Origin of the sequence: cf. Phormidesmis sp. LEGE 11477 (genome assembly GCF_015207105.1) — a bacterium.
GTDB lineage: Bacteria > Cyanobacteriota > Cyanobacteriia > Phormidesmidales > Phormidesmidaceae > Phormidesmis.
Genome location: NZ_JADEXO010000154.1, coordinates 1 through 11,632, shown reverse-complemented (window position 1 = coordinate 11,632; position 11,632 = coordinate 1). Strand labels below are relative to the sequence as shown.

Below are 11,632 nucleotides of genomic sequence, written 5' to 3'. Positions count from 1 at the left end.
GCTCCGGGCTATACGGTCGCCGCTTCCGGGGCTAGTACCGATCGAATCGTGCCGACTACTCGATCAATTTGATCGGTGGTGAGGCCGGGATACATGGGTAGTGACAAAATTTCTTGACTGAGAATTTCGGCATTGGGGAAATCGCCTGCGCTGTAGCCCAGTGACTGGTAGGCGGGCTGTAGATGGCAAGGCGTAGGGTAGTGGATGCCAGTCTGGATATTTTGATGGCTTAGTTCTAGCTGTAGCGTCGCTCGATCGAGCCGACAGTCGGCGGTAGTGCGAACAACGTATAGGTGATAGACATGGCCGGAGCCGCTGACATTTTTGATCGGGATGATGCCTTGCTGAGCGAGGGGGGCAAGGGCTTGATCGTAGTAGACCGCCAGCCGGTTGCGATCGCGATTCCACTCACTCAAATGCGGCAGCTTTAGCCCTAGCACGGCTGCTTGTAACGTATCGAGGCGGCTGTTTGTGCCGCCAGGGTCGGTATGAAAATACTTGCGCGTGGAGCCATAATTTCTCAGCGATCGCACCTTCTGCGCCACCGACTCTTGCTGTGTCACCACCATGCCGCCATCACCCAGCGCGCCCAGATTCTTGCTGGGATAAAAGCTAAACGCAGCGCCTGCACCAATCGCGCCAGCTTTAATGTCCTCACGCTCGCCGAGGTGCGCCTGAGCAGCGTCTTCAAAAATAATTAGATCGTGCCGCTGGGCAATGGCTTGTAACCCAATTGGTGAGACCATCTGGCCGTAGAGATGAACGGCGATGATAGCTTTTGTCTGATCTGTAATGGCCTGCTCAGCGGCGGCTAGATCAATCAGCGCAGTGTCTAGATCGCAATCGACAAAGACGGGCTTTGCGCCGATCTGTAAGATCCCAATCAGCGTGGCAACAAAGGTGTTGACCGGCAAGATGACCTCGTCACCGGATTGGATGCCGCAGGCGCGTAGACCTAGGGCGATCGCATCTGTTCCACAGCCAACGCCGACACCATAGGCAACCCCACATGCCTCGGCGAAAGCCACCTCAAAATCAGATACTGCCTGTCCTAATACATAGTCGCCTCGGCTAAGCGTTGCTGCCATAGCCGCGATGATATCTGCCTGTAGCGGGTCGTGCTGCCAAGAGAGATCGACAAAAGGAACAGTGTTGTGGGCTGATACAGAAGTCATAGAGCAGGGATAAGGATGCCATCTGATCGAAGCTAGCCTAGGACTTAGTAAGGGCTCATCAATGAGCTGGCCTAAAGCGCTTCAGCGGGCTTTGATTCGATAGCTTTTGATTTAGATAGCTAAAGAGTGCCCGTTCATCCCGGCTGCTGCACCGCCTCATATCAATTTTTTTAGGTGCCTGTTTGGGGGCACTTGGTTTTGGTACTTATAGCCAGCGCACAAGTACGGCTCGAACAGAAGGCTACGCCTATATCGATTTGCATAGATCTGTTCACGTCTGAGCTAGCCTTAGGCCGTATTACTTCTGGCGATCGCTGATGTAGTAAGCTAAGTGGCCAAAGCTATAGTCTCTAGGCGCTGTTTCCTAGATGTTTGAATAGATGGATTTCCAGACAGCTTGTCAGGAGTTGATGCAGCAAACTCTGCCTCGACACGAAACCCGTGACACGTTTCTAGGTAGGCTGCGCCGAGGCCATCCGCCTGTCCCCGGCCAAGTGACGACCCTACTCATTGCACTCAAGCTGATCCATAGCGAGTTGCACTCTGCCGAGCAGCTCGATCGCGCCCTGGCTCAGAGTCTATTCTTAGTAGCCTACGAAGGGCGAAACCTGTTTGAGTCCGCGCGGGCTGCCGGGGCTGATTTGCCGCCGTTGCTAGATGATGATCTCGCTAGGATTGCGATCGCCGCCTACAAAATCTTTGCTAACGAGCCAGTTACAGCTGATGACAACACCTGATCGATGTCTACTGCCTAGCCTTTGATAACTACCTAGTATGACTACCTGAAACCGTTCACTAGCCAACGGTCACCCTTCGCACTAGAGTACAAAGAATTCTTATTCTGGGTGTGCTATGCCATCTCGTTCTGAATTTGAAAGTCAATCTCGCATCGTGCTAGGGCTAGGGCTCATCAGCCTAGTTACTTTCCTGCTGCTGCGGTTGCTGTGGCCAGTCATCCTACTCTGCGCGGTTGGCATCGGTGGCTACTGGCTGTGGCGGCAGCAGTGGGAAAAGCTTCAGCAGCATCAGCGTCACCAAGAACGACTCGACGGCAAGTTCTACCAGCTATTGCAGCAGCGGCAGGGCTACGTCAGCGCTCTAGATTTGGCGATGCATACAGGGCTCACTGGCCATTCTGCTCAGCGCTACTTACATCGTCAGGCACAGGCATTCGGAGCCTGCTTTCAGCGCACTGCTCAAGGTGATATCGTCTATATCTTTAATATCACTGGCCTGTATCCGCAGCCGAGCTATACCCCGACAGAAGCCGCTTGGGCCTACGCCGAGCGCATCTATGCCGGGCAGCTATTGCCCCAAAAGGATCAGGTAGCCTGGGCTAACGCAAATCGTGCCAGAGCGCTACGCCGCTTGCCAGCATCGAGTACTGCGACAGGTACTGTCACTATCGATGTCTCTGCTGTGAACGAGTAGATGCCATGAACTCACTCTCTAGACTGTTAATCTCTTCTGTGATTCTTGCAGGCGTCGTCCACGAGAACTAGGTTCAATTCTAAGTAGCGCTTACACCTTTAGATCTTTAGCTAAGAAAGGGCTTTACAAACTGACCTGATTTACTGAGCATAGGAAAGGTTAAAAGCAGTTAGGAGTCTTAGACCGTGGAAAAGAGTTTCATTATGATCAAGCCCGATGGCGTCCAGCGGGGTTTGGTCGGCAATATTATCAGTCGGTTCGAGACGAAGGGATTTACCCTAGTCGGCATGAAGCAGATGTCTGTATCACGCGAATTGGCTGAATCCCACTACGCTGTTCACAAAGAGCGGCCTTTCTTTAGCGGTCTGGTTGACTACATCATTTCAGCGCCAGTAGTAGCAATGGTTTGGGAAGGCGAAGGCGTGATTGCCTCGGCGCGAAAGATAATTGGCGCGACTAATCCCCTAGACGCGGAACCAGGCACTATCCGTGGCGATTTTGGCATCACCATTGGCCGCAACCTGATTCACGGCTCCGATGCACCCGAAACCGCAGAGAGCGAAATTAAACTTTGGTTTGGCGACGACTTATGTAGCTGGGAGCCCACAATGAAGCCTTGGCTATACGAATAAGCAGGTTGTCTAAGTAGCGCAAATAGCAAAAGCGAGGGGCTTTACCGACAGTCCCCTCGACTTTTTCTGTCGCTGATGGGATGACTATTGCGATCGCTTCCTTATCCAGCAGTACATTTAACTTTCTCTTGTATACCTTTCAATATCCCAACAAGACCACGTCTCAGAATAGCTTTCTCAGAAAGTCTTAGAGATTTTAAAACACGTAAGATAGAGCGAGGGTTGGATATCACTTCGGCACTACCGTCTCTTATCAGGAATCGCTCGCCATGTCTCCCACGCGATGTCTCGTCCGGGAAATGCAACCGACTTGAACGGCCACTCCTCTGCTATCCAGTCCTTCACTATGGTATGAAGGCGACCTTCGAGACCCCCAGCAAGTTCGCTCTGTCGTGCCCATAGGTACACAACTGCGTCATAACCGTGTCTGCATGTCGGTTCAATATACACGCAGCCTATGATCATAGACTCGGATGAATTTACGACAGTATAGGCAAACGACTGTCGAGTCTGGAACTCCTTTTGATGCCAGCCAAGATCTATCAGATTCTGTTCGAGAGTAAGACCTTCTGGCCACTTGCCGTCTGGCCAGATCGTTTTGCAGTGCTCAACACTGGACATAACAGCGTCGTAGTCTTTGACCACGTCATTGATAGTCAGCATCCGCAGCCGAAACTCTTGGGTCTCAAGCTTTTCTGGAACTATGAAGTCGGCTGAGACGAACGGAATGGCGTGGGTGAATACGTTCACTCTCGAAATCTCTTACGTAGATTGTGTGATGCCTAGGGGCCGAGTCAGCGGGGCAAGTGACATGAGCCTTCACTGGGGAGCGCTGAGTATGGTGGCAAGTACGCATCTAAGGCAAAGAATCGTCCCCGAATGATTCGCATAGCCGATAACCTAAGCAACTCATTCCCGGACGATGATGCTGTCAACGCCACTCTGCGAGACTATCTTCAAGGGCATACAATTGAAGCACATAGCAAATGACAATAGCATGCACCAGAGCAGAAGATAACGGATTATAGACATGCTTATGGATCAGCAATCTCGTATCACTCTCAACCCAGATATCCTGGTCGGTAAACCCATCATACGAGGCACTCGTCTCGCTGTTGAATTTATTATCGATCTCCTTGCTCAGGGCTGGAGTACCGATGAAATCCTTCGCAACTATCCTGGTATTAGCCTCGAAGATATCCAAGCCTGCCTCAGCTACGCCAGTGCTGCACTCAAGGCTGAGAAAGTTTATGCTATCCCGGTCTAGCAGTTGCGCTTTCTGGTCGACGAGAACTTCCTTTTGAATGCAATCGAAGCATTAAACCAGCAAGGGCAAAACATAGTGAAGAAAATTGCTCGATCTGGTGGTAGGCAACAGACGCAGCTAGCTAGGCTATGCTGTTTGGTATGGACTTCGAATGGGATGCCGCCAAAGCTGCAATCAATCTTGCCAAACATGGCATTAGCTTCCATGAAGCCTCTTCCGTGTTCGACGATCCTAACAGTATGACCGGTTACGATCCAGTACATTCAGATGATGAAGACCGCTACCTCACCGCAGGGATCTCCAATCAAGGCCGTCTTCTGATTGTATGGCATACTGATCGAAACGATGTGGTTCGTATTATTGGAGCTCGGAAGGCAACCACCCGTGAACGAGAAAACTACAATTATGGTTGATCCAGATCCTGGCGATATGCTGCCGGAGTACGACTTTACGCAGATGAAAGGCGTGGTACGTGGCAAGTATGCATCCAAAACGAAAAATCATCCTCGACTGATTCGCATAGCCGATGACCTGAGTGACTTATTCCCGGACGATGAGGCCGTTAATGCTGCTCTACGAGACTATCTCAAAGGACATGCGGTCGAAGCACATAGCGGCTGATAATCTCATCTCCTAGAGCTGACAGGTTGGGCGTTGGCGCTTCAAGCCTTGACCGCTTCGATGAATGACAGAATGCCGACTAGAATGCTGAGGATCAAGATGGCGGCGGTGGGCGCTCTTCCCCAGTCTGGATCGCCGGAGGAGAGTTCAAACGTTGGACCGACTGCTGCGATCGCAGTCAAACAAGCTTGCACCCAACAACGCACCGCTCTTTTCCCTTCAGCTTGCGAGGGCGATCGTTCTCATCTTTACAGAGGAATCTTCGCAATCCGATTAATCCACTCTTCCGCAGCGGTTACAGCCCAAATTAAAATCAGTTCCTCAATCACTATTTCAAGTGGCGTTTTTCTAGAAACAATCAGCACACCTGCGCTCTGACTATCCGCAACAAAATTAGCAAACTCAGTTGGCATCGTCCTACGATCATGAGTCACTAGAACACGTTGCTGCCTGGCAGATAGTGCCAATACCTTTATGTCTGCCAATCCTTCTAAGCCTGCTTCGGTAGCTGTTTGAAAGCTAATTTCTGGCTGCCGACGAATAACTCCCGTGACGACAGCCTGATTCAGATCAGCGTCAGCTTGAAATCCAACGCTTGTCACTGCCCCTGCTGTAGAGAAGTTTTGGCAGCAACTAACTTTTTGTATAAGGATGGAGCGTCCGATGCTAACGGCTGCGGCATGGCATTGAATGCCTGTTCTTCAGAGCTGAGGTAAGCATCAATATCGGCACGGTTGGCTAAGTAGAAGGCGATCGCACCATACACCTTCTCTAGATCAAGCAACGGATAAGACTGAGCTATGCTTTCAGGGAGCAGCCCTTCTTTGAAGGCATAAACGACGGAATCTAGCGAAATTCGGGTATCGATTAGCCAGTACCCTTTATTCTCAAATTTCACATATGACTTAGTTGTGACAACACTCATAGGTTCAAGTTAAGCACTTCGTAAGATCGTAGTCCGTCAAATAGTTAGAAGCTGCTCACGATCTGAGTGAACACTGAGAGCCTTTGCTACCTATTAAAACTCACATATTAGCGCGAGCATCTTTGACCGCTTCTATAAATGACAGAATACCGACCGGAATACTAAGCGCCAAAATGACGGCGGTAGGGGCAGTGCCCCAGTCTGGATCGCCGGAGGAGAGTTCAAACATTGAGCCGACTGCTGCGATCGCAGTCAAACAGGCCACACCCAACAACGCACCGCTTTTTGGAGTCACAGACTTTTCCTTTTGTTCTTTAAAGTTTGCTTTTGAAGCTTAATTTTTAAAGGCTTGCTCTGAAAATTACGCTCTATAAATTATTTAGATAAGGCAGATTGCAGCACGACTATAAACAGTAAAGTCAGAATAACTGCGGCCAGCATCGTCTCACTCCTATTTCACTTTCTGAACGTGCTTAACAGCAAAGCCGTTCTTTTGTAGCTCTTGATTGAGCGCAATGGTATTTTCTACTCGGTCTACAAACAGCACGCCATTGAGATGATCCATTTCGTGCTGAATCACTCTCGCTAGCAAATCATCCGTCTTTAGCTTGCGCGGGCGACCGTTCTCGTCTTTGAAGCTGACTTCTATTGCGGCAGGGCGAATCACATCGAGGTAGACGCCCGGAATGCTCAAGCACCCTTCTTGGCCAGCGGCTAGCTCGTCGCTGTAGCTAAGAATTTTGGGATTAACCAGTACTAGCGGCGGTGCAGATTCGTTTTCAGGGTCGGCATCTACGACCAATAGCTGCTTGTTCACACCGACCTGTGGCGCAGCTAAGCCAATACCATCCTCGCTATACATTGTTTGCAGCATCTTGCGAACTAGATCGCGCAAAGCATTGTCTATCTTAGCGATTCGTTTGGCGGGCTGACGAAGAACGCGATCGCCCATCTGATGAACGATAAGCGGCGGTTTCTTCAGCTTTTTCTTTTCAACGTCAATAACTGCGGCCATGGGTCTTTGCAACTCAATCCAGTTCAAGCGGTGTTCTTTTCTCTATTGTAACAACTCACACCGACTTCACTATACGTATCAGCGATGTGTAGGTATTGGCAACATACCGGTATCGACGATGTGTATCAACTCAGATTGATTCGGGGCACTTTAGCTGTAATTCCTTTGACAATAGGGCCGCAATCTGGCCTCGATCCAAACTGTGCTGAAATCTTTAACCAAGACAGACTATTTGCTTCACGAAACCGCCAGAGGGCTGCGGCGCGGCGGCTGGATGAACTGGGCAGCGATTAGCACGATGACGGTCTTGCTATTTTTGTTCGGTACTAGCTTGCAGGTGAGCTGGCAAGTGGAAGGAATGCTAAATCAGTTTGGCTCGCAGCTAGTGATTTCGACCTATCTAGAAAGTGGTGTAGGCGCTGATGGGCTGATCGGCAAGGTTAGACAGCTTCCTGGCGTGGTCAGCGTAGAAGCAGTCAGCAAGGAACAAGCCTGGTCGCAGATGACTTCAGATCTAGGGCTATCTAATATCTCGAACGCGGTCGATCAGCTAAATGGCAATCCGCTGGTTGATGAACTCAAAGTGAAAGCCAGAGACACACAGCAGGTACCCCAGCTAGCAGCAACGCTGGAGAGCATGACTGGGGTCGACGACGTGCTGTATGTGAGCGAAGTAATTCAACAGCTTAGAGATCTTAATGTGGGGCTGCAGTGGGCGAGTTCAGTGGTGGTAAGTCTGCTGAGTATGACGGCGATCGCAGTGGTGACAACAACCATTCGATTAATTGCGATCGCCCGCCGTCAGGAAATTGAAGTGATGCAGCTAGTGGGCGCTACTCGCAGTTGGATCTATCTGCCTTTTTTAATTCAGGGTGCGGTCTTTGGCCTGATCAGTGCTGGCAGTTCGTGGAGTCTCTTACTCGCCGCTCAGCAAGGTCTAAAATCTTTATCGGGTAGTAGCCAGCCCGCCTTTATCGAATTTCTGGCAAACGGCCTTCAGCTCTCCTCTCAACAGTGGCTGCTGTTGCCTTTCTCTTTAATGCTGCTAGGCACTGGACTAGGATTGCTTGGTAGTTTGTTGGCTGTCAGAAAAGTTGCGATAGCAAGATAGTAACGACCCAACGACTAGGTGCAATGATCGTGACAACCGGAAGCAACAGCTAGAAGCTGCCATCTAGAAGCTGCCATCTAGAAGCCATTACCAAAAATCCTTCGCTAATCAACTAAAGACTAGCGAAGGACTCATACTTCGTTGGGTTGTCGCAGCTTGTTCGTCGTACTTTCGTTTGTCAAAACGTTGGTTAACAGTAGCACAGACCTTTAACAGCTTTTGAGGGTGCCTTTAATAGGCTAGACCCATGCTCCGACTAGTCTCTGCACCCAGATAAACGCGAATACTTAAGAAGTCGGTTGGGCAAGCTGTTTCGCAACGCTTACAGCCAACGCAGTCTTCTGTGCGAGGGGAGGCAGCGATCTGCCCAGCACGGCAGCCATCCCAAGGTACCATCTCTAGAACATCGGTAGGGCAGGCACGGACGCACTGTGTACAACCGATACAGGTATCGTAAATTTTGACTGAATGAGACATGAAGTAAAGACTCCAAAAGTTATTGTTGCAATGTCGCTAGGCGAGTGCGAGCAAGGGTTCCCCGACCCATTAGCAGTGTATATTGCCGCCAGCCGCCACACCTTAATGAGATAGGTAAAAGTTTATGGAATGTAATATTAGCTTCACACTGAGCTTCACGCTTGAGAGAGATGTAGATAGAGTAAATCACGGGGTGTCCCGCTTTCCTATAAGATAGTGAAGCTTAAAAATGCAGACTGTTAGAAACAGTCGTTGCTACAGAAATAACCGGCTTTCTAATCAGAAGAATAGTCTGTGCTGTTCAATTAAAAGCTGATTGAACTCCCTTGGTGTGTAGCTGGTAGTTTCGGCCAGTTTTGAGCTTTTTGCTGCTGTTTGAAGGTTAAGTATAGTAATGAGTGAAGATATCTTAGTAAAGGTTCAGAAGATCGTTTCTGAGCAGCTCGGCGTAGATGAGGCAGAGGTAAAGCCAGAGGCTAGCTTTGCCAACGATCTAGGGGCTGATTCTTTAGACACCGTTGAGCTAGTGATGGCGCTAGAAGAAGAATTTGACATTGAAATTCCCGATGAAGCGGCGGAGAGCATCACTACAGTGAAATCGGCAGTGGAATTTATTGAAAAGGCACAGTCGTAAGGCACCCGTATATAGAGTGTAATTCGACGTTTGAATGATGGCTGATAGCCGGCTATCTCCCCAGTGTTGTCCTTAGAACTATGGCCGATTTAGAAGAAAAGCAAGAGAGAAAGCGTGTTGTCGTCACGGGTATGGGTGCAATCACACCCATTGGCAACACGCTAGCTGATTACTGGCAGGGGCTGCTAGAAAGTAAGAATGGTATTGGTCCGGTGACAGCGTTTGATGCTTCGGCACACGCTAGTCAGATTGCAGGTGAAGTCAAGGGCTTTGACCCGCTGGACTATATGGATCGCAAGGATGCGAAGCGGGCAGCGCGGTTTGCTCATTTTGCGATCGCAGCTAGCAAACAGGCGATCGCCGACGCCGATCTCAAGATCACCGATCTCAATGCTGAGCAGATTGGCGTCATGATTGGCACTGGTATCGGCGGCATCCAGGTGATGGAAGAGCAGCAAGAAATCTATCTGAACAAAGGGCCTAGTCGCTGTAGCCCCTTCATGATTCCGATGATGATTGCGAATATGGCTGCAGGTCTAACTGCAATTCAAACTGGCGCAAAAGGCCCTAACTCCTGCTCGGTTACAGCCTGTGCTGCTGGCTCCAATGCCATCGGCGATGCCTTTCGCCTGGTTCAAAACGGCTATGCCCAGGCGATGATCTGCGGCGGCACCGAATCTGCTGTCACGCCTTTGACCTTTGCTGGCTTTTCTTCGATGCGGGCAATGTCTACTCGCAATAGCGACCCTACTCATGCCAGCCGCCCGTTTGATAAAGATCGAGATGGCTTTGTCTTGGGTGAAGGCTCAGGCATTCTCATCTTAGAAGCGTTAGATCATGCGCTCAGCCGAGGGGCTCGCATCTATGCGGAGATCGTTGGCTACGGCATGAGCTGCGATGCCTATCATATGACAGGTATTGCCCCTGGCGGAGAAGGCGCAGTCAGAGCCATTCGCCACGCGCTAAAAGATGGTGGCCTCTCGTCAGAGGAGGTGAGCTATATTAACGCTCACGGCACCAGCACTCCAGTCAACGACCCCAATGAAACCGCTGCGATCAAAACAGTACTTGGCGAGCACGCCTACAACATCACGGTCAGCTCGACCAAAAGTATGACCGGGCATCTGCTAGGGGGATCGGGCGGAATTGAGGGGGTTGCCGCAGTGATGGCAGTTGCCAATGATAAAGTCCCTCCGACAATCAACTTAGAGAATCCCGACCCGGCCTGCGATTTAGACTACGTTTCTGGACAAAGTCGCGATCAAAAAGTCACTGTAGCGCTCTCTAATTCCTTTGGCTTTGGCGGTCATAACGTTACCCTTGCCTTCAAGAAATACAGCGAGTAGAAACAGTCTTGTTGGTAAATCGCCCTATTGAATTGATGAGTCCGTTAGTGAGAAAACGCTGACGAGTTCTGATCAAACGGTCACAGATGCTACAGATTCCTCGGTATAATGCTTGGGAAATTCTCAAGTATTTTTAAGCACTTTTCACAGAGTAAACCTCACCCTGTCTATGAGGTTAGTAATCGACTTTCTCACTGTTCACCTCCTCACTCAAAAAGGCTATGGCTGTTGCAACCCAATCGCTCGAAACACTGTGTATAAATTCCATTAGATTTTTGGCGATTGACGCCGTCAACAAATCCAAGTCGGGTCACCCTGGCTTGCCGATGGGTGCTGCGCCCATGTCATTTGTGCTGTGGGACAAATTCATTCGGCACAATCCTAAGAACCCTCATTGGTTCAACCGCGATCGCTTTGTGCTTTCTGCGGGTCATGGCTGCATGCTGCAATATGCCATGCTCTATCTCACTGGCTATGACAGCGTCAGCATGGATGACATCAAGCAGTTTCGGCAGTGGGGCTCTACGACACCTGGACATCCTGAGAACTTTGAGACCGCAGGGGTTGAAGTGACCACAGGTCCATTAGGTCAGGGCGTCTGCAATGCGGTGGGTCTAGCAATGGCCGAAGCGCATCTAGCGGCTAAGTTCAACAAGCCTGACTGCACAGTAGTCGACCACTACACCTATACCATCATGGGTGATGGCTGCAATATGGAGGGGATCTCGGGTGAAGCTTGCTCTTTGGCTGGGCACTTGGGCCTAGGGAAGCTAATCGCTTTATACGACGACAACCATATCTCGATTGATGGCTCGACTGATATTGCCTTTACTGAAGATGTAAGCAAGCGCTTTGAGGCGTATGGCTGGCATGTGCTGCATGTAGAAGACGGCAATAGTGATTTAGATTCGATTGAGAAGGCGATCGCACAAGCCAAAGAAGTCACCGACAAACCCACTATGATCAAGGTGACCACCACTATCGGCTACGGTTCACCC

At 50.2% G+C, this 11,632-nt stretch carries 17 protein-coding genes and 1 pseudogene; 10 read left to right on the top strand and 8 right to left on the bottom strand.

What is annotated here, in order from left to right; translation table 11 throughout:
* Positions 1 to 8: 8 nt before the first annotated feature.
* Positions 9 to 1,175: a DegT/DnrJ/EryC1/StrS aminotransferase family protein gene (locus IQ256_RS26255; protein WP_193858650.1), complete on the bottom strand. Its 1,167-nt coding sequence runs from the start codon at positions 1,173 to 1,175 to the stop codon at positions 9 to 11.
* A 410-nt stretch (positions 1,176 to 1,585) separates the two neighbouring features.
* Here IQ256_RS26255 and IQ256_RS26250 point away from each other — a divergent pair, with 410 nt between their 5' ends.
* The 3 genes from IQ256_RS26250 to ndk all read left to right on the top strand — a co-directional run bounded on the left by IQ256_RS26250 (position 1,586) and on the right by ndk (position 3,238).
* Positions 1,586 to 1,912 (top strand): Dethiobiotin synthetase, encoded by a 327-nt coding sequence (locus IQ256_RS26250; protein WP_228025301.1) that lies wholly within the window; start codon positions 1,586 to 1,588, stop codon positions 1,910 to 1,912.
* Positions 1,913 to 2,027: 115 nt separating this feature from the next.
* Positions 2,028 to 2,606 (top strand): hypothetical protein, encoded by a 579-nt coding sequence (locus IQ256_RS26245; RefSeq protein ID WP_193858648.1) that lies wholly within the window; start codon positions 2,028 to 2,030, stop codon positions 2,604 to 2,606.
* Between the two features lie 185 nt (positions 2,607 to 2,791).
* The gene (gene ndk, locus IQ256_RS26240; RefSeq protein WP_193858647.1) at positions 2,792 to 3,238 is read left to right on the top strand and encodes a nucleoside-diphosphate kinase; all 447 of its coding nucleotides are present in this window, start codon (positions 2,792 to 2,794) and stop codon (positions 3,236 to 3,238) included.
* A gap of 240 nt (positions 3,239 to 3,478) precedes the next feature.
* Here the strand turns inward: ndk and IQ256_RS29870 are convergent, their stop codons facing one another.
* Entirely contained in the window at positions 3,479 to 3,988 is a 510-nt protein-coding gene (locus IQ256_RS29870; RefSeq protein WP_228025300.1) for a GNAT family N-acetyltransferase, read from the bottom strand.
* Between the two features lie 286 nt (positions 3,989 to 4,274).
* On the opposite strand from IQ256_RS29870, the gene IQ256_RS26225 reads away from it, so the two are divergent.
* The 3 genes from IQ256_RS26225 (at position 4,275) to IQ256_RS26215 (ending at position 5,126) form a co-directional block, all read left to right on the top strand.
* Positions 4,275 to 4,505, top strand: a complete 231-nt coding sequence (locus IQ256_RS26225; protein WP_193858644.1) for a DUF433 domain-containing protein — start codon at positions 4,275 to 4,277, stop codon at positions 4,503 to 4,505.
* Positions 4,506 to 4,633: 128 nt separating this feature from the next.
* Positions 4,634 to 4,918, top strand: coding sequence for a BrnT family toxin (locus IQ256_RS26220; RefSeq protein WP_228025299.1), 285 nt, complete (start codon positions 4,634 to 4,636; stop codon positions 4,916 to 4,918).
* Entirely contained in the window at positions 4,911 to 5,126 is a 216-nt protein-coding gene (locus tag IQ256_RS26215) for a hypothetical protein (RefSeq protein ID WP_193858643.1), read from the top strand. The genes IQ256_RS26220 and IQ256_RS26215 overlap by 8 nt, the downstream gene beginning before the upstream one ends.
* A 41-nt stretch (positions 5,127 to 5,167) precedes the next feature.
* Here IQ256_RS26215 and IQ256_RS26210 read toward each other — a convergent pair whose 3' ends face one another.
* The 5 genes from IQ256_RS26210 to def form a co-directional block, all read right to left on the bottom strand.
* Positions 5,168 to 5,320 carry a hypothetical protein gene (locus IQ256_RS26210; RefSeq protein WP_228025305.1) on the bottom strand — a complete coding sequence of 51 codons (153 nt, stop codon included), beginning with the start codon at positions 5,318 to 5,320 and terminating at the stop codon, positions 5,168 to 5,170.
* 54 nt (positions 5,321 to 5,374) lie between these two features.
* The gene (locus IQ256_RS26205; RefSeq protein WP_193858642.1) at positions 5,375 to 5,728 is read right to left on the bottom strand and encodes a DUF5615 family PIN-like protein; all 354 of its coding nucleotides are present in this window, start codon (positions 5,726 to 5,728) and stop codon (positions 5,375 to 5,377) included.
* Entirely contained in the window at positions 5,725 to 6,051 is a 327-nt protein-coding gene (locus IQ256_RS26200; RefSeq protein ID WP_193858641.1) for a DUF433 domain-containing protein, read from the bottom strand. Before IQ256_RS26200 ends, IQ256_RS26205 begins: the two co-directional genes overlap by 4 nt.
* 100 nt (positions 6,052 to 6,151) lie before the next feature.
* Positions 6,152 to 6,346, bottom strand: coding sequence for a hypothetical protein (locus IQ256_RS26195; protein WP_193858640.1), 195 nt, complete (start codon positions 6,344 to 6,346; stop codon positions 6,152 to 6,154).
* A 156-nt stretch (positions 6,347 to 6,502) separates the two neighbouring features.
* The gene (gene def / locus IQ256_RS26190; protein ID WP_193858639.1) at positions 6,503 to 7,066 is read right to left on the bottom strand and encodes a peptide deformylase; all 564 of its coding nucleotides are present in this window, start codon (positions 7,064 to 7,066) and stop codon (positions 6,503 to 6,505) included.
* Positions 7,067 to 7,268: 202 nt separating this feature from the next.
* Between def and IQ256_RS26185 the strand changes: the two genes are divergently transcribed.
* Positions 7,269 to 8,177, top strand: a complete 909-nt coding sequence (locus IQ256_RS26185; RefSeq protein WP_193858638.1) for an ABC transporter permease — start codon at positions 7,269 to 7,271, stop codon at positions 8,175 to 8,177.
* 231 nt (positions 8,178 to 8,408) lie between these two features.
* On the opposite strand, the gene psaC is transcribed toward IQ256_RS26185, so the two are convergent.
* The gene (psaC, locus tag IQ256_RS26180) at positions 8,409 to 8,654 is read right to left on the bottom strand and encodes a photosystem I iron-sulfur center protein PsaC (protein WP_071776901.1); all 246 of its coding nucleotides are present in this window, start codon (positions 8,652 to 8,654) and stop codon (positions 8,409 to 8,411) included.
* A gap of 394 nt (positions 8,655 to 9,048) precedes the next feature.
* Here psaC and acpP point away from each other — a divergent pair, with 394 nt between their 5' ends.
* The 3 genes and pseudogenes from acpP to IQ256_RS26165 form a co-directional block, all read left to right on the top strand.
* Positions 9,049 to 9,288, top strand: a complete 240-nt coding sequence (gene acpP / locus IQ256_RS26175; protein WP_193858637.1) for an acyl carrier protein — start codon at positions 9,049 to 9,051, stop codon at positions 9,286 to 9,288.
* A gap of 80 nt (positions 9,289 to 9,368) precedes the next feature.
* Positions 9,369 to 10,634 (top strand): beta-ketoacyl-ACP synthase II, encoded by a 1,266-nt coding sequence (fabF, locus tag IQ256_RS26170; RefSeq protein WP_193858636.1) that lies wholly within the window; start codon positions 9,369 to 9,371, stop codon positions 10,632 to 10,634.
* Between the two features lie 221 nt (positions 10,635 to 10,855).
* Positions 10,856 to 11,632: pseudogene (locus IQ256_RS26165) on the top strand (transketolase); the annotation flags it as partial.

What these genes read in the sequence shown, in the direction of transcription:
- psaC (WP_071776901.1), bottom strand. Translation starts at nt 8,654, where the DNA reads ATGTCTCATTCAGTCAAAATTTACGATACCTGTATCGGTTGTACACAG.
- fabF (WP_193858636.1), top strand. Translation starts at nt 9,369, where the DNA reads ATGGCCGATTTAGAAGAAAAGCAAGAGAGAAAGCGTGTTGTCGTCACG.
- IQ256_RS26225 (WP_193858644.1), top strand. Translation starts at nt 4,275, where the DNA reads ATGGATCAGCAATCTCGTATCACTCTCAACCCAGATATCCTGGTCGGT.
- IQ256_RS26220 (WP_228025299.1), top strand. Translation starts at nt 4,634, where the DNA reads ATGCTGTTTGGTATGGACTTCGAATGGGATGCCGCCAAAGCTGCAATC.
- IQ256_RS26215 (WP_193858643.1), top strand. Translation starts at nt 4,911, where the DNA reads ATGGTTGATCCAGATCCTGGCGATATGCTGCCGGAGTACGACTTTACG.
- acpP (WP_193858637.1), top strand. Translation starts at nt 9,049, where the DNA reads ATGAGTGAAGATATCTTAGTAAAGGTTCAGAAGATCGTTTCTGAGCAG.
- IQ256_RS26255 (WP_193858650.1), bottom strand. Translation starts at nt 1,175, where the DNA reads ATGACTTCTGTATCAGCCCACAACACTGTTCCTTTTGTCGATCTCTCT.
- IQ256_RS26250 (WP_228025301.1), top strand. Translation starts at nt 1,586, where the DNA reads ATGCAGCAAACTCTGCCTCGACACGAAACCCGTGACACGTTTCTAGGT.
- def (WP_193858639.1), bottom strand. Translation starts at nt 7,066, where the DNA reads ATGGCCGCAGTTATTGACGTTGAAAAGAAAAAGCTGAAGAAACCGCCG.
- IQ256_RS26245 (WP_193858648.1), top strand. Translation starts at nt 2,028, where the DNA reads ATGCCATCTCGTTCTGAATTTGAAAGTCAATCTCGCATCGTGCTAGGG.
- IQ256_RS26200 (WP_193858641.1), bottom strand. Translation starts at nt 6,051, where the DNA reads ATGAGTGTTGTCACAACTAAGTCATATGTGAAATTTGAGAATAAAGGG.